The organism is Chlamydophila parapsittaci (assembly GCF_006385615.1).
GTDB lineage: Bacteria > Chlamydiota > Chlamydiia > Chlamydiales > Chlamydiaceae > Chlamydia > Chlamydia psittaci.
The window spans coordinates 564,474-587,533 of sequence record NZ_CP041038.1 but is presented as its reverse complement, the minus strand read 5'-3'; the positions used below and the strand labels follow the sequence as shown (position 1 = coordinate 587,533).

Here is a 23,060-nt window from a genome sequence, read left to right as displayed (position 1 = left end):
TGATTCCACTGTTTGACAGGAATTTTTGTTGTTTCTATAAGCGACCTTATAGGGTCGCCTTATCCCTGGAATCTAGGGAGACATAGAAAGAACGTGTCTAAAATATTCAAGAATCGATTAGAAGGGCTTAGCGCGTTAAATCGGGGGGTGCGTGCTTTAGCTAAAGCTGTAATTGCAACTTTAGGGCCACAAGGGTCTTGTGTTGTTATCAAAAAAGATCGCGTGTCTCCTTATGTCACAAAACACGGTGCTTCTATAGCTAAAGAAGTGACTTTGACGGATGCTTTCGAACATACGGGTTTGAAGCTTGCTAAAGAAGCCGCGTTGCAAACAGAAATCCAGGTGGGAGATGGATCTACTACCGCAGTTGTATTGATAGATGCGTTATTTTCGTCAGGATTGAAAGGGGTTGCTGTCGGGTTAGACCCTTTAGAGATCAAACAAGGAATTCATCTTGCTGGGGAGATGCTGGATAAGGAGCTTACTAAGCTCGTAATTGAAGCAGATCCAAAAGAAGATGTATTACAAATAGCGACAACATCTGCAAATAACGACCCTTTGATAGGAAGACTTATATCTGATGCTATAGCAACTGTAGGTATAGAAGGTGTTATCTCTATAAAAGAGGGAACGAATAAAGAGACGACGCTAAAAGCAACTACTGATGTGGGTTTGAATGCTGGATATTTATCCCCGTATTTTGTCACCCATCCAGAGACTATGGAAGTGGTCTATGAAAATGCTTCCATCTTGTTGTGCAATCAGACGTTATCTTGTTTAAATCAAGCATTTATTCATTTTTTAGATCAGACTTTTCAGACGAGTAAAAATCCTTTAATTATCATTGCTGAAGATTTTGATCCTCAGCTTCTTTCTATTTTAATTGTTAATAAGCTTAAGGGGGAGCTCCCCATATGTGCTATAAAAGCTCCTGGTTTCGGTAATCAACGTAAGGAAATCCTTGAAGATATTGCCATTTTAACAGGGGCAACTGTTGTAGGGGATCTATTGGGAATTTCTTTGGAAGAAGGAAGCCCAAGTATTCTTGGTTCCGTTGGGAAGATCGTCATTACACAAAATACAACCCTTTTATCGGAAGGAAAAGGCAATCAGGAAAGAAGAGAACAGCATATAGATTATTTACGCCGAGCCATTGCTCATAGTAGTTCCGAAATGGATACTGAAGATTTAGAAAAGCGTTTAGCCAGATTTGTTGGAGGGCTTGCTCAAATACATTTAGGAGCAACTACAGAAAACGAATATCGAGAAAAGAAAATCTGTTTAGAAAGTGCTTTAAAAGCAACAAAAGCAGCTTTTAAAGAAGGATGCCTTCCTGGAGGTGGAACAGCGTTAGCTCGTGCCGCATCTGTTGTAAAAATCCCAGAGCAATTACCGGCTGGGGTGATGTTTGGCTGTAAGTGTATGTTGCAATCAGCAGAAGCTCCTCTGAGGATCTTGGCAAGAAATTCCGGGAAAGTTCCAGACGCTGTAGTTGCGACAGTCTTAGAACATGCCGATCCTTATTTTGGATACAATTGTGTTCATGATACCTTTGAAAATTTAATTTCAGCAGGGGTTTTAGATCCTCTGACAGTGATTAAATATATTTTAAAGCATTCGATTTCTATTTCCTGCTTACTTTTGACTAGTTCATTTTTTATCGTGGACTCTTCCAAGGAATTGCAAGATCCTCAATTTCCGGAAACTTCTCTCCCGGATGATCTCTAGCGGTAAATAAATTTTATACAACGCCTGATGAGAATATCTTTTTTGTTTAGAGCGATCTTTTTTCAAAGATAGAGGAGAAAGACTTGATCATTTGGCTGAACTTGACTACACTTTTCATCGAAAGAGCTGTGCACCAGTAGCTCAGTGGATAGAGTACCTGGCTACGAACCAGGTGGTCAGAGGTTCAAGTCCTCTCTGGTGCGAAGCATAATTTAAAAAATAGGGTGGTAAAGTGGGATCGTTATTTATTGGGAAAGCTGCCCCAGATTTTTCTGTACAAGCAGTCGTTGACGGCGAAGTAAAAAACATCTCTTTGAAAGATTATCGTGGTAAATACGTTATTCTTTTCTTTTATCCTAAAGACTTTACTTATGTTTGTCCTACAGAGTTACATGCTTTTCAAGATTCTTTAGAAGAGTTTGAAAATCGCGGAGCTCAAGTTATTGGCTGTTCTGTTGATGATCTCGACACACACCAGCGTTGGTTAAAAACTGACAAAAAAGCTGGTGGAGTTAAAGGTATCACCTATCCTCTAATTTCCGACACTACTCATGAGCTTTCTAAGCTTTATAGTGTTTTAGACTCCCAGTCAGGGTTATCCTTCCGTGGGTCATTCTTGATTGATAAGGAAGGTATCATCAGACATATGGTAGTAAATGACCTTCCTTTAGGTCGTTCTATAGATGAAGAGCTTCGGGTGTTAGATGCTTTGATTTTCTTTGAAAGTCATGGGTTAGTATGTCCTGCAAATTGGCAGCAAGGACAGAAAGCTATGGCTCCTAATGAAGAAGGTCTAAAAGAATATTTCGGAACTATCGACTAGAAAATCTTATTAAAGGTTAACAAATCGTAGAGGTCTTGCTCGAAAAATAAAAGAAAACTTTTATATTTTCGGCAGAGAGATTTAGAGGCTTCTATGATGTGTTGATCACCAACACCAGGAAGACCCATAGCGATAATGTTTTTTAGAGTAGTTTGGGTATTTAAGAAGTGAAGTCCAAAAAAGTAGCTGTCTATACAATACCCTTCCTCTTTTACTCGGAAGTAGAGCACGTTATAGTTGTACATTAGTGCTTGTATTGCTAAGGCTATTCCTGATTTGGTTGTTGCAGATCCGTTGCCTAAGTGGTCATAAAGCTCTGCTGTACTACGACATAAATAGGCGGTATCGTAGCTTCCTTTTTCTGCTTCACCAAATAAAGCAATCGTCAATTTCATTGAATTATAGATAAATCGGACTTTATTTCCGATCCTACAAAAGAATTTGTTTATTATCTACAGTGAGAATTAGATATTAGTTATGCAAAAACAGATGCTTATTTCTTATTCTCTGGTAAACAAAGCTTTTGATTGGCGTAAATAATATCAGAATTCAATTTATTAAGTTTTTTTAATTCTGCTACGGGAACTTTATATTTCGCAGCAATTTTACCTAGGGTTTCTCCAGGTTTTACAACATGGATGTGAGCAGGAATCTCTTCACTAAGATCCGTATATGCTTCGGGAGAAGTTCCATCAACCAGGGCAAGAAGAGAACGTCGTAAGAGACGGATATCTTGAGAAAGAGTCTTGTGATCTTTTTGTATTTCTTGGAGTTTGTTGTGTAAGGTAGATTGGATATCTTTTACAGATGCTGTCAGCACCGCAACGGTTTTGGCTAGCGTTTTGTGCTCAATTTCTAATTGTTGGATTTGTTTTGTGAGAGATTCCGGTTTTGCAGAAGAAAGTCTTTGTATTTTGCTATCTTGTTCATCTATGCGATCTGTAAGCATTTGAATTTCTGCTTCGTGGCATAACAATTTTGCAGAAGCATCTTCTATCTCTGCCAGCACAGTTTGTATGGCAGGAGGTTTCCCCGCTGCGTGTGTAGGCAAAGTCAATCCTAAGCAGCACCAGAATCCGTAATAGAAAAAATGTTTATAACTAACGTGCATGGATTTTAAATTCTGTACGACGATTTTGTTGCCAAGCAAGTTCATTATGACCCAGGTTTATCGGCTGTTCTTTTCCATAAGATACGGTGAATAGCCGGTCTGCTGAAATCCCCTGTTTAATTAAGTGTTGCTTAACAGCATTGGCGCGGCGAGCTCCCAAAGCTAGGTTATACGATGCAGCTCCGCGCTCATCAGTATGACCCTCTATGTACAGTGTCATTTTTGGAGATTTCTGCATTTGACGAACAAGACTAGATAAAATAGCTAAGTTTTCTTCACCTTTGATCGTGTAGCTGTCCGTTGCGAAAGTAATATTACGGAAAGCCATGGACTGACTGCTTGTTTTATATAACTGTTCTTCTTTGGAATCATAGGCATCCGCAAAGTGTTGATTCATCTCTTCATCGGTGTAGAGAGGAACAAAAGCGAAATTTTGTTTTCTTCTTCTAGGATGTTGACAATCTTCGCAAATAGTATCCCAATCACCACAAGGATAAGAGCATGAAGGTAGGGCGAAAAGAGTAAGTAGTAAACAACTCAGAACGCTTAGGTATTTCTTTTTCATAAGATTCTCTTTATTGGTTATCAGGGAAACCTCCCCAAGAAGGAAAACGTTTTTCCCCTAATCCTATAACAATTTTCTTAGTTTTTTGGGTAATCAGACTTAATAAATAAAGTTCTGACTCTCCTGAGTTCCCTGCACTATACACAAGATGCTGACTATCCACGGCCCATGAAGGCCCTTCCTTGTCTACAGGGGTTGTTGTTAGTTGATAATCTTTCCCAGTAGCCAGATCATATAGGCAAATCTGCCGAACACCCTTAATCACAGAGCAAAAGGCTATTTTTTTACCATCAGGAGACCATGAAGGGCAACTGCTATTTCTATATTTTTTGGTTAATAATCGGGGAGATTGAATTTCTGGGTCTATTTGAAGGATGTATAAACGTGGTCTACCATCTTTATTGGAAACCAAAACTAACTTAGAGCCATCAGGACTAAAAGAAGGGTTACCTTGTGTTCCAAAAGTTTCATTAAGGACTCTACGGGGTTTCCCCATAGCGCCTTTTGATAGGGAAAAACTCTGAAGAAATAAATCCGGATTTCCATACGAATCCGAAATAAAAGCTAATAGCTTTTTCTTAGGAGAAAAAGCTGGCATAAACTGATTCCCTTGTAAATGCAGAACCTTTTTCCCCGTAGTGTTCTCTAAAGAACCTAAGAAAATCTTCGGAATGCCAAATTTATAGGAAACATACAGGTAGGGATTCTTGCTCCCTATATTCATCCAATTAGGAGTAATAGATAAGGAGTTTTCTTGTGTAAGGGGGCGCAAATTCCCTCCATCATAATCTACAGACCAAAGCTCGCCTTGTTTTAATTCACTATCTTTAGGATTTTTACTTAGAGAAAAAATGATTTTCCCCGAGCTGATTCCAGGAACACTTGTAAGGGCATAATGAATCTTATCAGCAGCTTCATGTATTTTCTGACGGTTAGAAGCGTTATCTTCTGTAAGCACCAGAGAGTGCATGGGTTGATAATTTTGAGTCCCTCTGGATAAGGTAAATGTGATTTCTGGATAATGGGAAACAATAGCTATATTAAAAGGTGCTGAGGAAGTCCCGGTTTGAACAAGAGAAGGTTGAAGACGATCACCAAGAGCTAAATCATTAATGAAGGTAGTACACAATGAGCGTAAGTATTTTTGTTGTGGCGCATCGTTAGAGCCGATCTTTAACTCTATATGTATGGGTAAACGAGATATCTCAGAACGCACAGAGACTTCTAAGTCTTTAGCATAGAGGGAGATCATCCCAAAAATCAGGAAAGCACTGACTAACATACGTCGTAACATTCCAACAACCCCTACTATGTTAAGACTCATTACTCAGCAGTTTAATATGAAAAACGATATTTTTCGAGATTTTGTATTTATCTAAGAATTTTTTAAAAGGAATTGCGTGGATGCGCATAAGAATGAGTTCTTTTTCGGATTCGCTAATTTCAGATAATAAAACACAATCCTGAATCCGTCCTTGAGGCGTTAATACAAGTTTTAATCTCACTTCTCCAGAAAAAGGAAGAGTCATGTGCTCACGGAGCAATTGGCATAATTCTTCATCTTGTGTTGTTGCTAAAGTTGTTTGTACTGCGAGTTGTTTATTTGTAGGAACAGTGATATCGGCGAGCCGAGCATTACTGTCATCAAGATGTTTTGAGAGTGTTTTTGTCAGGTCTGCAATTGCTTTGAGTTTGGCTTCTTTTCCTATGCTTTTGTTTGCTGTGGGGTGATTTTCTCCCTTGGGTTGTGGTTTCGGCTTTTCTTTAGGTTTATTGGGGACACAAGGTTTTTGAATATCCTCAGTTTTTTTCTTTTCGACAGGCGGTTTTACGCTCGGTTTCTGAGGAGATGGCTCAATATCGCGTTTATCTGTATGTTCTTTTAGGGTGGGTTGAGGCGTTGTTACAGTTGCTACACTAGGCAAAGGTTCTCTTAAAGCAACAATTTTTTCTTTAAATGGTACAGGTTTAGTCGGTGGTTTGTTTACGGGAGAATATGAAAGGAGAGCTATACACGCTCCGTGGAAAATGATGGCAAAAAGGCTATAAGGAAGAGCTTTTTTCATAATTAGCTTTTTAAAGCTATATGGAGTTCGTGAAATCCTGCTGATTCTATCGTAGTTTTTACTTCTTGGTATAATCTAAAAGGTGTATCGCCATCTTGTAGCAGCAAAGGCACTTGATTTGGGTGTTGCTGATGTAAAAGGGCGAGTTGCGTTTTTAGTTCTCCTAAAGAAAGAGCTTGATCATTGAGAGTGATCGTATGATCTGCTAATACCTTGATTGTTGTTGATAGCGCATCTTCTTTTGCAAGAACCTTATGATTTTGTGTTCCAGGGGCTAAAGCTATAGAATCGATACGTATTAACGGCATGGCTATCATAAACGCCATTAAAATAACAAAAACAATGTCAATCAATGGAGTCAGATTAACATTAGGATCTTCTTCAGTATCTTCAACGATAATACGTTTCATAAATTTGTCTGACGATACTTGACTTCTATAGAATTTAACAGCAAATACGCTGTCTGCTCTATTTCTAGAATTAACCGAGAAGAATGAGCTTTAAGATAATTAAACCCTATTAAAGAGGGAATAGCAACAAACAATCCTACAATTGTCGTTCCTAAAGCTGTTGCAAGCCCTTCCATCATGGCTGTTCCTCCAACTTCTCCTGAACTGATATGCGAAAAAGCTGTTAAAATACCCCAAACTGTTCCTAAAAGGCCTAAAAAGGGCGCTAGACTAATTGTTGTGGCAGGGATAAAGTTATTTTCGTGCATAAGTGCACGATATTTTGGCATAACGGCTCCAAGTAGGGTCTCTAAGGATTGTATATCCTCAACGGATAATACCGGGCCGTGATCTGGTGCCTGCTGACGATTTTTATCAAGAAGTTCTAAAGTTCCCCGTTTAATAGTGAAATATAAGTCAGCAAAGGGGTTTAACTCCGGGTGAATTTCTAAGGACAGGGGAGCATGACGATTCTTTATCAAGAAGTCTTTAAGAGATTTTCCTGATTTCAGAAATTTTTTTTGAATAGCAAGCTTTTGATGTAGTACTGTCCAAGTGCAAAGGGAAAGAATCAGTAGACTGAAGAATATCCCCTTACCGAAAAGGTCAGCTTCTGTGTAAGCCTGGATAATGGGATTATGGGTGAATTGCAACATAGAGTATAAAATTCTTTACATAATGAGGGGATCGTACAAAAGACGATCCTATCAAAATTCTGGTATAGAGCCAAGTAGGTTTTGTTAAAGAGATTTACAAAAGCATTAGTAAAAACAAAATTATAAATAGTGTATAATTATCTACCTGATTTAGAAATAGTTGGAGTTATTTTGAATAAAATCAAAAAGCATTTTCAAACTATATTGGTAGCATTTCTATTTTCTGTGCCTGCCTTTACTGGGTATGGTCAGAAACTGCGTGCTGCAGAGCCTATTGTAGAGACGGCTTCACCAGGTGCTACTCTCATTTCTGAGGGATCCCACATTCCTAAAGGCGGAATATTCAGATTAGGGATTAAGATAGCGGCTCCTAAGGGAAGCCATATTTATTGGAAGAATCCTGGCGAAGTGGGTAGTCCATTGAGAATTAATTGGAATTTGCCCAAGGGATTCATAGTTGAAGAAGAGCATTGGCCAACTCCTAAAGTTTTTGAGGAGGAGGGCACGACATTCTTTGGTTATGACGATCATGCTTTTATAGTTGCAGATATTCGTGCTCCTGAGAGTTTAGATAATCAAGAATCTGTGGTGTTAAAAGCGCATGTTGAATGGTTGGCTTGTGGAGAGAGTTGTGTCCCGGGAAATGTTGATCTAGAATTATCCCTACCTTATCGTGACGGCGATGTGATCTTATATCCTGAAAGAACTGCAGAGTTCGCTCAAACTTTACAAACACAACCCCGTCTATTGGAAGATCAGACAATTACTTTGGGACGTAGTCAAGATGGCGAGATCATTTTAAATATTTCCGGACAGAAAAACCGTGCTGAGAAGGCTTGGTTTATTTCAGAGAAGGCCGATAAGATTTTCGCTTATTCTGAAGAAGCGATTAGTGAAGATTCAGGAACAGCTTGGAAACTGAAGATAAAAACCATTTCAGGAGTTCAGAAAAATCAGGAGTTGCAAGGGATTCTATTGCTTACAGATAAAACGGGTAGCGAGGTGGAATCGTTCGCAGTTCGTGGTCAAATTAGTGAATCGGAATCGGGAACATCCGCGTTATGGAATTATGTCACGATTATTGCCATGGCGTTCCTCGGGGGACTTCTTCTTAATATTATGCCCTGTGTTTTGCCTTTAGTTACTCTTAAAGTTTACGGATTAATTAAATCTGCTGGCGAGCACCGCTCATCCGTAATTATCAATGGCTTATGCTTCACTTTAGGTGTAGTGGGCTGTTTCTGGGGGTTAGCAGGGGTTGCTTCTCTTTTAAAAATGTTAGGGCATAACATTGGTTGGGGCTTCCAGCTTCAAGAGCCTATGTTTGTCGCGACCTTGGTTATAGTGTTCTTCTTGTTTGCCTTGAGTTCTCTAGGCTTATTTGAAATGGGCACGATGTTTGCTTCTCTTGGAGGGAAACTCCAATCCACAGAGTCTGGAGGCTCTAAAAATAAAGCTGTAGGAGCTGTATTTAACGGAGTGTTAGCAACATTAGTAACTACACCATGTACAGGACCTTTTTTAGGTTCTATACTAGGTTTGGTGATGTCTTTATCGTTCATTAAGCAATTGATGATATTTACATCGATAGGCCTAGGAATGGCATTGCCATATCTTGTATTTTCTATCTTTCCTAAGATGCTCTCCGTTCTTCCTAAACCTGGAAGTTGGATGAGTACGTTTAAGCAGCTTACTGGGTTTATGTTATTAGGTACGGTAACTTGGTTAGCGTGGATCTTTGGTTCAGAAACAAGTACTACAGCGTTAATTATCCTCCTTGCAGGATTATGGCTTGCAGGTATAGGCGCTTGGATTTTAGGGAAATGGGGTACGCCAGTTTCTCCTAAGAAACACAGGGTGATTGCTTCAACATTATTTTTAGGATGTGTTGCAGGAGCTCTATCTTTAAGTTTTGTTGCTTCAAAGAATTTTGTCGAAGCAACAGAAACTGTAGCTGTTCAGGAGAATAACGTTTGGCAACCGTTTTCAGCTACGAAACTTGCTCAATTGCGTAAGGAAGGACAAGCGGTGTTTGTGAACTTTACAGCTAAGTGGTGTTTAACTTGTCAGATGAATAAACCTGTATTGTATGCAAGTGCTGTACAAGAGATGTTTAAAAAACATGGAGTGGTTACTTTAGAAGCGGATTGGACACGTAAGGATCCAGGGATTACCGAAGAGCTGGCACGTTTAGGTCGTGCAAGTGTTCCTTCTTATGTCTACTATCCTGCGGATCAGTCTGATCCTATAGTGCTTCCTGAGAAGATAACACAATCCATTCTCGAAGATATGGTGTTTTCGAAAAATTAACCTATCAGGATAACACAATCTATTTGGGGTGTATTGATTCAAATACACCCTTTTTTTGTCTTTAATTTCTAAGAAAAAATTCTGCGGAAACCGATTCTTTTGAAGATATTTCATGAGGAGATGTATGATCACTCATTTCCTGATGCCAAGATTTTAAGGAGAAGAGGTTATGGATTTAGCAGATGCTCACTTACATCTTTCAGATGAGGCTTTCGTTGAGGATGCTGATGACGTGATTCGTCGTGCACAAGATTCTGGGATATCTCTCCTTGTTAATGTAACCACAACTATAGACGAGCTTGATACATCGTTTCGTTATGCAGAACGTTTTCCTGATGTGCGTTTTTGTCATGTTGCTGGAACTCCTCCTCAAGATGCTCATACAGATATAGAGGAACATTTTCACTATTTCCAAGGCTTTGCCCAAGCAGGGAAATTAGCAGCTATTGGTGAGGTAGGTTTAGATTATTGTTTTGCTGAAGATGGCCCTGCCCAAGAACGTCAAAAGGAAGTATTGAAGAAATACTTATCCCTTGCTTTAGATTCTGAATTACCTCTTGTGGTGCACTGTCGTGGTGCTTTTGATGATTTTTTCCAGATGATCGATCTATATTATCATCATGATGAACGCTCTTGTCCCGGTATGCTCCATTGTTTTACAGGTACACTACATGATGCTGAGGAATTACTTTCTCGTGGATGGTATATCTCCATTAGCGGGATTGTTTCATTTAAAAATGCTGAAGATCTCCGTTCTGTAGTTGCTCAAATTCCTCTTGAGCATTTGTTAATAGAAACGGACGCTCCTTTTCTCACTCCTACTCCACATCGGGGAAAGAGAAATGAACCTGCTTACATAACGCATACGATAGAAACGATAGCGCATCTTCATGGTATGACTCCTCAGGAGCTTGCGGATATAGCACGAAGGAATGTTTTGCGATTCTTGGAGGGAAGAAAAAAAGGTTAGTCTATCTCTGATTTGTCAGTAAAAATAACTTCACATAATTCTACTTAAGCTTCTATGGTTGCTAAAAAAAGAAATTGTGAAATAAAGGCTTATGATGAACGAAAAGGAAGCATGTTCTGGGGCCGCTCAGAGGTCATGGAAGTACTACACTAGCTTTGTTTTACGTTGTGTTCATTCTTTAGCAGGAGTCGCATTTACGTTATTTCTTTGTGAGCATATGTTTACCAATATGCTTGCTTCTTCTTATTTTAAGGAAGGTAGTGGTTTCGTTCAGTTGGTAAGTAAATTTCATCAGATTCCTGGTCTTAAGATCATAGAAATCGTTTTTTTGGCCTTGCCGTTTACTTGTCACGCTGTCATAGGCATCATCTATCTTTTTCAAGCACAAACTAACTCAGGAGCTTCTGACGGCAGAAAACCCGCTTTAATTTATGCGAGGAATCTTGCCTATACTTGGCAAAGAAGAACTGCTTGGATTTTACTTTTCGGTCTTATTTTTCATGTGGTTCAGTTTCGTTTTCTTCGTTATCCTGTTCATGTAGAACTGCATGGGCAAACATACTATGTTGTCGATATTGACCCTTCGCGGTATGCAGCAATAGTTCGTGGCACTAAAGGATTTTTCACTATTAATTTTTCAGCGCCTCAATTTGAAACGATTCGTTTAGACAAAGAGGATCTTGACGGCAGCGCGGTTTCTCAATTATTAGAGAAAAAAGCGTATCTCCTGACTCCTAATGTTGGGACTGCTTTTCTTTATGTTGTTCGGGATTCTTTAGGGTCCTTATGGATGGCAATTTTTTACACTATTCTTGTGATTTCTGCAGCTTTTCATGGGTTTAATGGTCTCTGGACATTTTGTTCAAGGTGGGGTGTCGTCATATCTTTACGTTCTCAAACTCGTTTACGTAATGTATGTTATTTTGCCATGGTCATAGTGGCAGCCATGGGCATTAGTGTGATTTGGAATTTGTATATCATGGCATAAGATTATGAAAGCACAAGGTTGTAAAGTTATCGTAGTCGGTGGCGGTTTAGCAGGGTTGTCAGCAGCCATGAAACTGGCGGATTTCGGTATAGTTGTTGATCTCGTGTCATTGACAAAAGTAAAAAGATCTCACTCTGTATGTGCTCAGGGAGGCATAAATGCTGCTCTGAATCTTAAGCATGAGGAGCAAGATTCTCCCTATATACATGCTTACGATACGATAAAGGGAGGAGATTTCTTAGCAGATCAACCGCCTGTTTTGGAGATGTGTTTAGCGGCGCCTAGGATTATCCGTATGTTGGATAATTTTGGATGTCCTTTTAATCGTACACCTAATGGTGATTTGGATGTACGTAGATTTGGAGGGACGCTGTATCATCGTACAGTATTTTGTGGGGCTTCTACTGGCCAACAGCTTATGTATACTTTAGATGAGCAGGTGCGACGTCGTGAGAGTCAGGGACGTGTGAATAAATTTGAGAATCATGAATTTATAAGATTGATTACCAATAATGCAGGTAGAGCCTGTGGTATTGTATTAATGAATTTATTCAATAATCGCTTAGAAGTTCTGAAAGGTGATGCTGTAATTTTTGCTACAGGCGGTCCTGGGGTTATTTTTAAGATGTCTACGAATTCGACATTTTGTACAGGAGCGGCAAACGGACGCTTGTTCCTTCAAGGTATGACTTATGCAAACCCAGAATTCATACAAATCCATCCTACGGCTATTCCTGGTATTGATAAATTGCGATTAATATCAGAGTCTGTTCGAGGTGAGGGAGGGCGTGTTTGGGTCCCTGGAGATTCTTCCAAGACGATAATTTTCCCTGATGGCTCGCGGCGCCCTTGTGGAGAAACAGGAAAACCCTGGTATTTCTTAGAAGACATGTATCCTGCTTATGGGAACCTAGTCAGCCGTGATGTCGGTGCTCGTGCTATTCTACAGGTCTGTGAAGCAGGATTAGGAATAGACGGTCGTATGGAAGTTTTCTTAGATGTTACGCATTTGCCAGCTTCTACACGACATAAGTTGGAAGTTGTTCTTGATATTTACAGGAAGTTTACTGGAGAAGACCCTGATAAAGTGCCGATGAGAATTTTCCCTGCTGTGCACTATTCTATGGGTGGTGCTTGGGTAGATTGGCCTGCTGCTGATGATCCTGATCGTGATAGCCGTTATCGGCAGATGACGAATATCCCTGGATGCTTTAATTGTGGTGAATCGGATTTCCAATATCATGGTGCGAATCGTCTAGGTGCGAATTCTTTATTATCCTGTCTCTATGCGGGATTAGTCGCTGGAGAAGAAGCTGCACGTTTTATTACAGCTTTTGGCTCTTGTCTAACAACTTCTACAGATTTTTCAGATGCACTCCAGCAAGAGAAAGAAGAAAACGCTCTTTTACTTTCTAGAAGTGGGGGAGAGAATATCTTTGTCTTGCATGAAGAGATTGCCAATGTCATGGTGAGAAATGTCACTGTGAAACGTAATAACAAAGACCTGAAGAACACATTAGAACAGCTAAAAGAATTCAGAGAAAGACTGCAAAAAGTTTCTGTACATGATTCTTCGCAGTTTGCTAATAAGACCTTTCATTTCGTACGGCAGATGGGTCCTATGCTAGAGTTGGCGTTAGCAATTACTAAAGGCGCATTGTTACGAGACGAGTTTCGAGGTTCTCACTATAAAGAAGAGTTTCCTAAACGTGATGACGAACACTGGTTAAAAACGACATTGGCTTCATATTCTCCTGAGGAACCTGTGATTACTTACAAGCCTGTTGATACGCGTCATGTGCAACCTACGTTAAGAGATTATACCAAATCTTCAACGGGGGAAATCAAGCTTGCTAATGTCCCAGAAACTATTCGTTTGCCCATATAAATAAAGAGAGTCTTATGGATATTCCTGAAACTTTTATATTGAAAATTTATCGGGGGACCCCGGGGAAGCAATATTGGGAAAGTTTTGAATTGACCTTACATCCAGGAGAGAATGTCATCAGTGCTCTTATGGAAATTGAAAAATATCCTGTAAATACCCTTGGGGAAACTGTAAATCCTGTGGTATGGGAACAAGGATGCTTGGAAGAAGTTTGTGGTTCTTGTTCGTTATTGGTGAATGGTGTTCCTCGTCAGGCATGTACAGCACTCATTGAAGAGTATATAAGAGAGACGGGATCTCGAGAGATCGTTTTAGCTCCTCTAACGAAGTTCCCATTAATTCGAGATCTTATAGTCGATCGATCCATCATGTTTGATAATTTACAGAAGATACAGGGTTGGGTAGCTGCTGATGTTGATGGGGAGCACAGTGGGGTCAAGGTATCTCAGGAAGAGCAAGAGCTTATGTATGCCTTGTCTATGTGTATGACATGCGGGTGTTGCACGGAAGCCTGCCCTCAAATTAATGAGCACAATGATTTTATAGGCCCAGCAGCTATTGCTCAAGCACGTTTGTTTAATACTTATCCTGGGGATAAGCATTCTAAGAAGCGCTTACGTACGCTTATGGGTAAAAAAGGTATAGAAGGTTGTGGGCAAGCCCACAACTGTGTTCGCGTGTGTCCGAAAAAACTTCCGTTAACAGAGAGTATTTCTGCAATGGGGAGAGAAATTTCTAAACACTCCCTAAAATCTTTATTTCGTTCGATTTTTAAAAGAAAGAAAAAATCTTGTGACGAAGATTAGAAAAATCCTTTCGGCATACGGCTGCGGTATCCTGGAGGGGAGGGCATACCATAGTCTATAGGATTTGCATAGAGTATCCAGGGTTGTGTTACGGACAGAAGTTTGTCTATGTTTTCCAGAGGATACCCTTGTAAACCAGCATAGTTAAACTGCCAAAGGTCGATTTCTTGAGTTCCTGGGTGAAGGATAAATCCGAAATAGCTGTATGCCCAATTACTATCTCCAAAGAGAAGAGGAGCAGGATAAGCAAGATTATGATGACGCATTGCTGTTGCTAATCTCAGAAAGATATCTTCTTCGAAATACATTCGCTGGTAACTTTCCATCATTAATCCCTTAAAGAGATGACGAATTTCTCCCGAAGACAATAGAGAAAAGTTTGGAATGAATTGGTTTATGAGCGTGTTGAATTTTTCATAGGTGATTCTCGATGAGATCCCTAGATAGGAACTCAGATTATCTAAAACCTCAGGGAGCTGTTGATCTGAGGTATAGGGAACATCTTGCACAATTTGGTGAGCTAAACGTCGTTGGTATAGAGCAGAGATTTTTTCAGATTTAGGGAAGTTTTCTTTTAGAAATCTTACAGATTTTTCATAGAGCTCAGGAAGGGATAAAGAATGATCGGAACAAAAATCATGAAAATCATAAGTGAGATTCTGTAGGCTATATTTTGAGCAGAATCTTTCTATAAATGTATAGATCCCTTGTTGATTTAGTATAGTGTTTGTTAGGAAATCTTGGTGATTCTTTACCCAGACATCACGTAACCAAGTGTAGCTGTACCAATCATTATTCCATGCTTCACGAAATAGAGGCGACCCCGCAATTATAGAAAAAACGTGCGTGGGAGATGAAGCGATTAAAGAATGCGCCCCATCTTCTAAATAGCTTTTTATTGCATAGGGAAGATCTTTCAAAGCATCTGAGAAGAAAGCCGCTAATTCATGAGCAGTTTCAGGATGTTTTTCAACACGTGTCAGTTCTTCGGGATTCTCGAAGTAATCCTTTAATAGAGTTTCTACTGTTCCTCCAGAAACATAGACCCAGGGGGTGTGGGAAATCTTGTCTAAGTTATCAAGAACTGAAGGAGGAACTACCGAATTATGTCTTTTAAGAATGCGAGTTATCGCTCCTTCTTGGAAAGAGTTTTTATGAATACCAGAGACAATGTAATGGATAAGAGCTGAAACTTCTTTTTCTAGTCCTAAAACACCATGTTTTCCAAGAAGATCTACTTCTGTTGAGGAAAAGAACTCTGATACAAAGCTGACAAACTCGTTAATTGAATAGATAGCTGACCAGGTGTTAGGGTGGCTTCTCCCGTGGGTAAATAGTATGCGAAATCCTGCAGGGGAATCAGTATAAAGGTGAGAGAATTCTTGGATAAAGGCATCATAAGAACTACGGAAATATTGAGGGATAGTCTTGGTGTAGAAGGAGAGTAAGAAATTCGGAAGAGCAAAAAGTTTCTTTGCCTTTTCTTGAGCGGTATCCCAATTATAAAGAGCGGTGTTTAGCTCCTGGCGAAAGCGCATGTGATCCATAATCAAGATCTTATTATCTTGCTCATTGAGTGGATTTCTCATGCGACTTTCTATATATTCTAGTTGAGCACGAGCTTCATTATATGTCTGTTCGCATTGTTGTATCAGATCACGAGTCTTCTCGACTTCTTCTTGAGCGAAAGTTTGGATAATACGCGCTAAGCTATTAGGATCATCAGCGTCCCATCCTAAGGCTACGCGAATGTGATTTAGAGTTGAGGTATCATTAGCGTCAGCGAGGGTAGCTAACGTATATTCCCAAGATTTTAGTAATGGATTTTGCGTATCGCTTATAAAAGCAGATTTAGCTAGTTCATAAGCAGAAAGATAACTATAGACTCTCTGTATTTGAGAGAGCTTATGAGAATGCTCAATAGAGAAAAATGTTTGTTCTTTGCTGTAGAATCCTTCCTGAAATAGAGTTGCTCGTACAGATTGCTCAGTAATTTGGTAGTGGTGCAGTAGTGTACGCTGAATGATTTCATTAGCTGTTAAAGTGTCATCGACATGCTGAAGCTTACTCATTAGGTATTCATGAGCAAGGATTTGCTGCAAACGAACTTCTGGATCATCTAAGATGTCGATGACGCCAGCTGCGGCAAATGCTTTTTGTAAACCTGGAGATGCAGAAAGTTTAGCAATAGGGTCTGGGTATAGATCTAATACTCTTAGTGGTTTAAATAGTTCGCCAATACAGCCTGACAAATTCATAGGTACCGAGATTTCTCGCGTGCCGATGATTCTTGTAAGTTTTCCTGAGGTGAGCAAATCATCGATATCTTTTATGAACAGAGAGGGGTATTCTTGATGAACGAGAATAGCAAAAGCTGTTGCAAAACACGAACCCACATCTTGACGTAAATAGGAAAACATTGCTGTGAGTGCCGCCTGACGTACATGAATAGGAGTGAGCTCGATCTCTGTAGGGAGAGCTAGGGTATTACGGATAAGATCTTGAATGACTCTATAAGAGGGAACAAAAAGTTTTTTGATCCTTTCTCTAATTTCAGGTTCTTGTTTGATGGATTGAAGCATTTTTAATAAGTGTTCTCTAGGTTTAGCTTCATTATGTCTATGAGGACCTAGAGGATAGAGACAGTTTGTCAGGTGCTCGATCGCTGAAACCACTTTTGTAATATCGATTTCCCCGTTTTCTGCAAGGATATAACGTGCTGCGTTTCTTGCGATGGTAAGGTTTTTTGCCGCTAGGGGAGACTGGAGAGCAGTCGTTTGATAAGCACGAAATAGATCGTCATTTTCTGAGCAGAAAATCTCTTCTAACTCATTATGCTTTTGCTTAAGAACTAATGAATCAAAAACAAAAAAATCCAGTCGTGACATAGGAAATACGAGGAAAACTTTGGGCTTTTTCTACCTCTTATCACGAATTCTAGGTTTCTGTCAGTAAGCGATTCCCTAAAGAAAATATCAGAATAAGGTCACTGTACAACAGTAAGAGTACTAGTGCTCACAGGATGAGAAAGATGGAATGCAACAAGAGCAAAAAACCTTCTTAAGGGTATCGGAAAGAAGTTTTTATCATTTTGTAAGAAAAGGCGTACATGACTAACATGTTCCGTTTGAATTTTTGATCTGATGAGTATAAGGAATGAATATACACGAACATCTAAAGTTTTACTGCCCGACCATTGCACAGTTTGGGCAAAATCATAAAGCTACATTATCAAAAATCAGTAAGAGCTCTGTAGTGTTTGTGATTATTGGTATAGCTGTAGTTGTTATCTGTCTTGCTGTCACCTCTCCAGCATTTGTCATCATTGTCTCTGGAGCTGTACTCCTGGGTGTTCTTGCTCTTATGGTTTCAGGGGTACTCTTATGGTTAGGCAAGGGACCTAAAGAACCTGGAAGTGAAAGTATAACTATTACAAATCTTCATTTAGATGAAAGATAAGAAGCTTAGAGTTCCATCTATTTGTGATTGAGTTTCTTTATTTAGCATATCTGTAAGAGTTTCTATAAAGTTGTCTGAATTTAGAGGTGCTAAAGGATCTCTAATCAAATCTTCAATAGGTAAGCGCAAGAGGTATTCTGTAAGTTCTTTATTTCCTGTGATACACACTAGGATATCCCCGGGGTGTATGTTTTGGACTGAGGGCGAGATAAGACGAGAAAATGTGTCTTGTCTTTTTAAAAAGGCTACAGGAGGTGTTTCCCCTGCTGATAAGATAGATAAATTTCTATCAGTTGAGCAGTAGCGAATAAATGTCATAGAGATAGTGGCCTCATCGCCTTCCGTGGTTTGCTCAAACGCTTTGAAAGTATTGGAGCAAATGTTTTCTAAAGAAGAAGAAAGGTTCGCATAGGCAAGAAATAAACTTCGTGCTGATAGGGCATAAAGATAAGACGGCAATCCTATATCACCAGCAAGGCCTATAACACCTAGGAAACTTTGCTCAGGAATTGAGGTTTTCCATCCGTAAAAATGACCAGATCTTTGCATGCCTTGGAGATGTTTCGAAATAAAAGAAACATGAGGAAACTCGGGGAAATGAGGACTGAGTAATGCTTCTTGCAGCGAAGAAAGAATAGCTAATTCTTTTTGTAGCTTGTCTCCAGAAAGACGTTCGATTTCTGCTTTTTCTCTAGAGTTGAGTAACAATAGCAATGTGCAGTTAAAAATGTTTCCTAATTCATTAATTTCATATCCGTAGGGCTGGGGTTCGTAACGGATATTATGATTTCCCCTCCATGCCGCTTCCATGCATGTGGTAAGTTCCTGAATAGGTTGATTTAATCGTTTGTTAATTTTAGAAAGGATCCATCCCATTAAGATAAAAGCTAGAAAATAAAAGAAAATTACATTTAGAGGGAGACGGATAGCCTTAATAATAAACCAAGAGAGAGGAATAATAGATAGGGTGTAAGTTCCTTGAATGGGAAGCTTGTTCAAAACAAGCCCTAGATAGCGTTTATTGTGTATTTTTACGCTTATCAGTTTTTGTTCGTGAAGGATTTTTGGTGCGACTTCAAGAGGGATGGCTTGTTTTCTCGCAGTGATTTTAGGGAGATCTGCAATATCTAATGAAAATACTTCTGAGGAGAATTTAGGAGATGATGCAAAGAGAACCTCGCCGTATTTATTTAGAAGGCAGATGTCTTCATCTTTTAAGTGTAGGGATTTAAACAGGTCTTTTTGTAAGAAATCCATAGGGTAGAAGCTAACAAGCAATCCCGCGCTTGTTGGTGAATTCCATACTTCGATATCTTCAGTAATCACTAGATAGTTTGTAGAATGCGTATTTGATCCTGAGGGAACAGTAATGATGCATGCCTTTCCTACAGACATGCTCAGCTTCTTTTTTATTTCAGGATGCTCTTTTAAATAGTAGATAAACGGATCGTGGGGATTTTTTGTTTTTATATTTCCCTGTACTAGAGGAATAAGACACAGCGAGAAATCCATGTTGGATAAGGCGAACATCTCGTTATAAGCTTGAGAATAGAAATCTTCTGAAGATGAGGAATAGGCTTTTAGTGCTAACGTATTTGCTAGACGTTTCAGGAAAACTTTATGGATGGTAAGTTTTTTTTCAAATTCTAAGCTAAAATTTGTCGCATGGGTATGGAGGTTTTCCATGAGATTGCTTTTTGCTGCTGAAAAAGAAAATAGGGATAGGACGACCAGATTCAAAATTAAAGGAATCGGAATTACCAAAAAAAGAAACAACAAAATGCGTTTGGTAAAAGTTTGTTTCATAAGTCCGATATTTTAAGGATCAGTAAGGTAATATCATCGTGTTGATGGCAATTCCCTACGAAAGTTTTCACAGATAGTATTAAAGAATGCATAGCATCTTCAGCGCTTTTACCCACTAAGGTTTTTACAACGTTTTTCAGTCGTTCTTCTCCAAACATTTCTAAAGCTTTATTATGAGCTTCTGTAATTCCATCTGAATACAAGATAATTAGGGATCCTGGATCAGGCTTAAAGCTTGCCATGGGGATATCAGGAATATCGGGAAGGAATCCTAAAGCCATACCACGATGGGATAGGAAAGAAACGGCGCCGTTCGGAGACAGATAACAGGCAGGATTGTGACCACAGGAATAAAACTCTACAATTCCTGTTTTGTAATTGTAACTATAGACACATAGTGTGACGAACATCCCTGAATCCGCAGTATTTTGGTAAAATAGCGAAGCAGTTTGTTTTATAGCTTCTTTTATTGAAGGCATCTGCGAGAGAAACGAGCGTAGCATGTTCTTAAGAAATAGAGAGTATCCGCAGGCATGGACACCCTTCCCAGAAGCATCAGCAACAATTAAAAATAGTTTGGCATGATCGCCTTCACCAACGATAAAGACATCGAAAAAATCCCCGCCTACAGTAATAGCGGGGATGTAAGCTTTTGCGAGTTCAGTGTTTGGATAATTAGGAAGCGTATTAGGAAGGAGTCTTTGTTGTGCTTGTTCTCCTAGATGTAGTGCATTTTGAGCACTTTCTTTTATTTCATAATTTTTTTCAGCCAGGCTTTGTTGTTGGTTTAAACTTTCCACCATGGCGTTAAAAATATGCCCTAGCCTATTGATCTCAAACCCTAGAGAATCATCCTTATAGGGTGCGTGGATGTTTTCCCTAGTTTGTATGATGACTGTGGCAAGTTTGCGAATGGGCTGAGAGAGCCGTTTCGCAACGAGATAGGCAATAATACTTCCTAATACAACACATAGAAAATACGCGAAATAGATTAACGTGCGTTTCCAAAATGTGGCAAAGAGCTCAGCTTTTATTCCGTATGAAAGTACGCTCAGGTCCATATTAGGAACATGGGCAAGGTAGCTCCATGTTTCATTTTTCCCATTTTTAAAAGAAAAAAAGTTGGGTTCTATAGATAGTGGGGATAGAGGAATCGGCTTTAAAGAAATATTTTTTGGACAGGTGCTTTTGTCCATGAAAGTGTCACAAAATTGTTTTTCAGTAAGGTTAGGGTAGATAGCACGTAAGTTTAAATCGGGATCAGATGCTTTTAAAATGATCCCTTCTTTAGATAAAAGAGCCGTTTTTACATTAAAGTATGCTTGGGTATTTACAAGGATATCCTCAAGAAATTTTTCAGTGTTATGAGTTGTATAAAGAATCCCTAGAAGTTCATGAGTGTCATTGTCAAAAATATTTGCCTGCATGACTGAGAATACTTCATGATTGTTCTCAGACTGTTTGAATGTTGCTGAAAAGTCTGTTTGGGTAGAAATGTCGAGTTTATTTTGGTAATTTTCTCCAAGACGTTGAGGAATACTAGAGGCAACAACGATTTTCTCCCCATTGGGGAACAACTTAATTAAAGAAATCTCATCATATGATGAGCTAAACATCCGTTGCATTTCGTTGCTAAGTTCAACGTTAGGGATCGAGGGAATTCCTTCATCGAGATCTAAGACTTCTGAAAATAGAGCTAAAACATCAGCATTAAGTGGGACAATTTGCATGAGGGTATCCACTTTAAACGTAGCATTTTCTTTAAATGCTAAGGTAACTGATGAAACTGTAGTATGGTATTGTCTGAGGTTAAGTAAAACGATATTAATCCCTAAGGGAATTAATATCGCTGCTACGCATGCTAACCACAAACGATAGCCTATTGTTTTTGTAAAAGGGATCATCTACATCAAATTAGTAGTTGCAAGACAGCATTTTAGAAGATCATGGAGATCTAAAAATGCTTCTTTATTGCCTATTTTCTTTATTTTTTAAGTATATAAGAAATTTTGCTTAAGCAGACATCTACTATTTACTATAGATAAGGAGTTTTTCTATCTTTAGAATGGTTCTTAAGAATAGAACCATCAGTTTAATCATTGGGAAGTTTAAAGAGGTAATCGCTTTCTAGAAATCACAAGAAAGCGATCGTCCCGACTCTATTCTCCAGAAAATGGGTTAGAGTCTTTGAATAAACCTTCAGAACCTAGTTCTTCTTCTATTGCCATAAGTCTATTGTACTTGGCAATGCGTTCCGAACGTGATAGGGATCCAGTTTTAATTTGCCCTGTATTGAAGGCCACAGCAAGATCTGCAATTGTTGTGTCCTCAGTTTCTCCGGATCTATGAGAAAGAATAGTCGTGTATCCTTGACTATGGGCAAGCTGTATAGCTTCTGAAGTTTCTGTTAATGTGCCGATTTGATTAGGTTTAATTAGCACAGCGTTAGCAAGGCCTTTGCTTATACCGTCTGCTATCAACTCTGGATTGGTTACGAAGAGGTCATCACCTACAATCTGTATACTTTCTCCGAGTTCTGCGGTTAGCAATTCCCAACCATCAAAATCTTCTTCCGCAAGCCCATCTTCTATAGAGTCAATAGGATAACGATCACAAAGATCGGCGAGTATGCTGACTTGTTCTTGAGAGTTTTTCCCTTCGTAAGTTTTTGTTTTTGTATCGTAGAAAGAAGATGCAGCACAGTCAAGAGCTAAAGAGATCTCCTCGCCAGGCTGGAAACCTGCTTTTTCAATAGCTAGTAAAAGAAGGTCTAAAGCTTCAGAGTTAGATGTTAAGTTTGGAGCAAATCCGCCTTCATCTCCAACTCCTGTAGCGAGATGTCTATCGTTGAGCAGTTTTTTCAACGCATGGAAAACATCAGCACCCATACGCACAGCTTCTTTTAGAGAATGTGCACCTATAGGGCGAATCATAAATTCTTGAAATTGAAGACCATTGTCTGCATGCATGCCGCCATTAATGAGATTCATCATAGGACAGGGAAGAATATGAGCGAAACATCCCCCCACGTAACGGTAAAAAGATCGTCCTAAAGTTGCGGCTGCTGCTTTTGCAGCTGCTAAGGATACCCCTAAGATAGCATTCGCTCCTAATTTCTCTTTATTTGGTGTGCCATCTGCTTCTACCATAATAGAGTCTATAAGGATTTGATCAAATATGCTGACTCCTTGCAAAACAGGAAGCAGAACTTCTTTCACGTTTTTTAAGGCTTGTAAAACACCTTTCCCTTGGTATCGAGAGGTATCTTGATCGCGAAGCTCTAAAGCTTCTTTAATTCCTGTGGAGGCTCCCGAAGGCACACAAGCTTCTCCGAAAGTGCCTGCGTCTGTAATTACTTTAACATATAGTGTGGGATATCCTCTGGAATCTAAAATTTCTCTGGCTTGGATATCGGAAATGACAACTTCTAGCATG

The 23,060-nt window shown here is 39.3% G+C and carries 19 protein-coding genes and 1 tRNA gene; 9 read left to right on the top strand and 11 right to left on the bottom strand.

Features of this window, described 5'->3' with window-relative positions; genetic code table 11:
• Positions 1 to 93: 93 nt before the first annotated feature.
• The 3 genes from FI836_RS02525 to FI836_RS02515 all read left to right on the top strand — a co-directional run bounded on the left by FI836_RS02525 (position 94) and on the right by FI836_RS02515 (position 2,551).
• Positions 94 to 1,728: a molecular chaperone GroEL gene (locus FI836_RS02525; RefSeq protein WP_014944631.1), complete on the top strand. Its 1,635-nt coding sequence runs from the start codon at positions 94 to 96 to the stop codon at positions 1,726 to 1,728.
• Between the two features lie 130 nt (positions 1,729 to 1,858).
• Positions 1,859 to 1,931 (top strand) — tRNA-Arg (locus FI836_RS02520).
• Positions 1,932 to 1,960: 29 nt separating this feature from the next.
• On the top strand, positions 1,961 to 2,551 hold the full coding sequence (locus FI836_RS02515) for a peroxiredoxin (protein ID WP_006343640.1): 591 nt from the start codon (positions 1,961 to 1,963) through the stop codon (positions 2,549 to 2,551).
• Here the strand turns inward: FI836_RS02515 and FI836_RS02510 are convergent.
• The 7 genes from FI836_RS02510 to FI836_RS02480 form a co-directional block, all read right to left on the bottom strand.
• Complete coding sequence (locus tag FI836_RS02510) at positions 2,548 to 2,946, bottom strand: hypothetical protein (RefSeq protein ID WP_006343639.1); 399 nt, start codon at positions 2,944 to 2,946, stop codon at positions 2,548 to 2,550. The genes FI836_RS02515 and FI836_RS02510 overlap by 4 nt on opposite strands.
• A 98-nt stretch (positions 2,947 to 3,044) precedes the next feature.
• Positions 3,045 to 3,662: a LysM peptidoglycan-binding domain-containing protein gene (locus tag FI836_RS02505; protein WP_032742175.1), complete on the bottom strand. Its 618-nt coding sequence runs from the start codon at positions 3,660 to 3,662 to the stop codon at positions 3,045 to 3,047.
• Positions 3,652 to 4,227, bottom strand: a complete 576-nt coding sequence (locus FI836_RS02500) for an OmpA family protein (RefSeq protein ID WP_006343637.1) — start codon at positions 4,225 to 4,227, stop codon at positions 3,652 to 3,654. The genes FI836_RS02505 and FI836_RS02500 overlap by 11 nt, the downstream gene beginning before the upstream one ends.
• Positions 4,228 to 4,237: 10 nt before the next feature.
• Positions 4,238 to 5,521, bottom strand: coding sequence for a Tol-Pal system protein TolB (gene tolB / locus FI836_RS02495; protein ID WP_014944074.1), 1,284 nt, complete (start codon positions 5,519 to 5,521; stop codon positions 4,238 to 4,240).
• 19 nt (positions 5,522 to 5,540) lie between these two features.
• Positions 5,541 to 6,293: an inclusion-associated protein gene (locus FI836_RS02490; RefSeq protein WP_014944073.1), complete on the bottom strand. Its 753-nt coding sequence runs from the start codon at positions 6,291 to 6,293 to the stop codon at positions 5,541 to 5,543.
• Positions 6,294 to 6,295: 2 nt separating this feature from the next.
• Positions 6,296 to 6,703 carry an ExbD/TolR family protein gene (locus tag FI836_RS02485; protein WP_006343634.1) on the bottom strand — a complete coding sequence of 136 codons (408 nt, stop codon included), beginning with the start codon at positions 6,701 to 6,703 and terminating at the stop codon, positions 6,296 to 6,298.
• On the bottom strand, positions 6,700 to 7,398 hold the full coding sequence (locus FI836_RS02480; protein WP_006343633.1) for a MotA/TolQ/ExbB proton channel family protein: 699 nt from the start codon (positions 7,396 to 7,398) through the stop codon (positions 6,700 to 6,702). The genes FI836_RS02485 and FI836_RS02480 overlap by 4 nt, the downstream gene beginning before the upstream one ends.
• Positions 7,399 to 7,569: 171 nt before the next feature.
• Between FI836_RS02480 and FI836_RS02475 the strand changes: the two genes are divergently transcribed.
• From FI836_RS02475 to sdhB, 5 genes are all read left to right on the top strand, one after another.
• Positions 7,570 to 9,708: a protein-disulfide reductase DsbD family protein gene (locus tag FI836_RS02475; RefSeq protein ID WP_006343632.1), complete on the top strand. Its 2,139-nt coding sequence runs from the start codon at positions 7,570 to 7,572 to the stop codon at positions 9,706 to 9,708.
• Between the two features lie 169 nt (positions 9,709 to 9,877).
• Positions 9,878 to 10,678 carry a TatD family hydrolase gene (locus FI836_RS02470; protein ID WP_014944072.1) on the top strand — a complete coding sequence of 267 codons (801 nt, stop codon included), beginning with the start codon at positions 9,878 to 9,880 and terminating at the stop codon, positions 10,676 to 10,678.
• 94 nt (positions 10,679 to 10,772) lie between these two features.
• On the top strand, positions 10,773 to 11,666 hold the full coding sequence (locus tag FI836_RS02465) for a succinate dehydrogenase cytochrome b558 subunit (protein ID WP_006343630.1): 894 nt from the start codon (positions 10,773 to 10,775) through the stop codon (positions 11,664 to 11,666).
• Positions 11,667 to 11,670: 4 nt separating this feature from the next.
• Positions 11,671 to 13,554 (top strand): succinate dehydrogenase flavoprotein subunit, encoded by a 1,884-nt coding sequence (sdhA, locus tag FI836_RS02460; protein WP_006343629.1) that lies wholly within the window; start codon positions 11,671 to 11,673, stop codon positions 13,552 to 13,554.
• A gap of 14 nt (positions 13,555 to 13,568) precedes the next feature.
• Entirely contained in the window at positions 13,569 to 14,360 is a 792-nt protein-coding gene (gene sdhB, locus FI836_RS02455) for a succinate dehydrogenase iron-sulfur subunit (protein ID WP_013462758.1), read from the top strand.
• Here sdhB and FI836_RS02450 read toward each other — a convergent pair.
• Complete coding sequence (locus FI836_RS02450) at positions 14,357 to 17,248, bottom strand: hypothetical protein (RefSeq protein WP_014944071.1); 2,892 nt, start codon at positions 17,246 to 17,248, stop codon at positions 14,357 to 14,359. The genes sdhB and FI836_RS02450 overlap by 4 nt on opposite strands.
• A gap of 268 nt (positions 17,249 to 17,516) precedes the next feature.
• On the opposite strand from FI836_RS02450, the gene FI836_RS02445 reads away from it, so the two are divergent.
• Positions 17,517 to 17,819 (top strand): hypothetical protein, encoded by a 303-nt coding sequence (locus FI836_RS02445; RefSeq protein WP_014518446.1) that lies wholly within the window; start codon positions 17,517 to 17,519, stop codon positions 17,817 to 17,819.
• Here FI836_RS02445 and FI836_RS02440 read toward each other — a convergent pair.
• The 3 genes from FI836_RS02440 to eno form a co-directional block, all read right to left on the bottom strand.
• Complete coding sequence (locus FI836_RS02440) at positions 17,805 to 19,625, bottom strand: SpoIIE family protein phosphatase (protein WP_014944070.1); 1,821 nt, start codon at positions 19,623 to 19,625, stop codon at positions 17,805 to 17,807. The two genes, FI836_RS02445 and FI836_RS02440, sit on opposite strands and share 15 nt — an antisense overlap.
• A complete protein-coding gene (locus tag FI836_RS02435; RefSeq protein WP_014944069.1) occupies positions 19,622 to 21,529 on the bottom strand; it encodes a PP2C family protein-serine/threonine phosphatase in 1,908 nt (635 codons plus the stop codon). Before FI836_RS02435 ends, FI836_RS02440 begins: the two co-directional genes overlap by 4 nt.
• Before the next feature lie 255 nt (positions 21,530 to 21,784).
• On the bottom strand, positions 21,785 to 23,059 hold the full coding sequence (gene eno, locus FI836_RS02430) for a phosphopyruvate hydratase (RefSeq protein ID WP_014944068.1): 1,275 nt from the start codon (positions 23,057 to 23,059) through the stop codon (positions 21,785 to 21,787).
• Position 23,060: the final 1 nt, after the last annotated feature.

Coding starts and splice junctions, on each gene's coding strand:
- FI836_RS02510 (WP_006343639.1), bottom strand. CDS start 2,946: ATGAAATTGACGATTGCTTTATTTGGTGAAGCAGAAAAAGGAAGCTAC.
- FI836_RS02505 (WP_032742175.1), bottom strand. CDS start 3,662: ATGCACGTTAGTTATAAACATTTTTTCTATTACGGATTCTGGTGCTGC.
- FI836_RS02500 (WP_006343637.1), bottom strand. CDS start 4,227: ATGAAAAAGAAATACCTAAGCGTTCTGAGTTGTTTACTACTTACTCTT.
- tolB (WP_014944074.1), bottom strand. CDS start 5,521: ATGTTACGACGTATGTTAGTCAGTGCTTTCCTGATTTTTGGGATGATC.
- FI836_RS02490 (WP_014944073.1), bottom strand. CDS start 6,293: ATGAAAAAAGCTCTTCCTTATAGCCTTTTTGCCATCATTTTCCACGGA.
- FI836_RS02485 (WP_006343634.1), bottom strand. CDS start 6,703: ATGAAACGTATTATCGTTGAAGATACTGAAGAAGATCCTAATGTTAAT.
- FI836_RS02480 (WP_006343633.1), bottom strand. CDS start 7,398: ATGTTGCAATTCACCCATAATCCCATTATCCAGGCTTACACAGAAGCT.
- FI836_RS02470 (WP_014944072.1), top strand. CDS start 9,878: ATGGATTTAGCAGATGCTCACTTACATCTTTCAGATGAGGCTTTCGTT.
- FI836_RS02465 (WP_006343630.1), top strand. CDS start 10,773: ATGAACGAAAAGGAAGCATGTTCTGGGGCCGCTCAGAGGTCATGGAAG.
- sdhA (WP_006343629.1), top strand. CDS start 11,671: ATGAAAGCACAAGGTTGTAAAGTTATCGTAGTCGGTGGCGGTTTAGCA.
- sdhB (WP_013462758.1), top strand. CDS start 13,569: ATGGATATTCCTGAAACTTTTATATTGAAAATTTATCGGGGGACCCCG.
- FI836_RS02450 (WP_014944071.1), bottom strand. CDS start 17,248: ATGTCACGACTGGATTTTTTTGTTTTTGATTCATTAGTTCTTAAGCAA.
- FI836_RS02445 (WP_014518446.1), top strand. CDS start 17,517: ATGAATATACACGAACATCTAAAGTTTTACTGCCCGACCATTGCACAG.
- FI836_RS02440 (WP_014944070.1), bottom strand. CDS start 19,625: ATGAAACAAACTTTTACCAAACGCATTTTGTTGTTTCTTTTTTTGGTA.
- FI836_RS02435 (WP_014944069.1), bottom strand. CDS start 21,529: ATGATCCCTTTTACAAAAACAATAGGCTATCGTTTGTGGTTAGCATGC.
- eno (WP_014944068.1), bottom strand. CDS start 23,059: ATGCTAGAAGTTGTCATTTCCGATATCCAAGCCAGAGAAATTTTAGAT.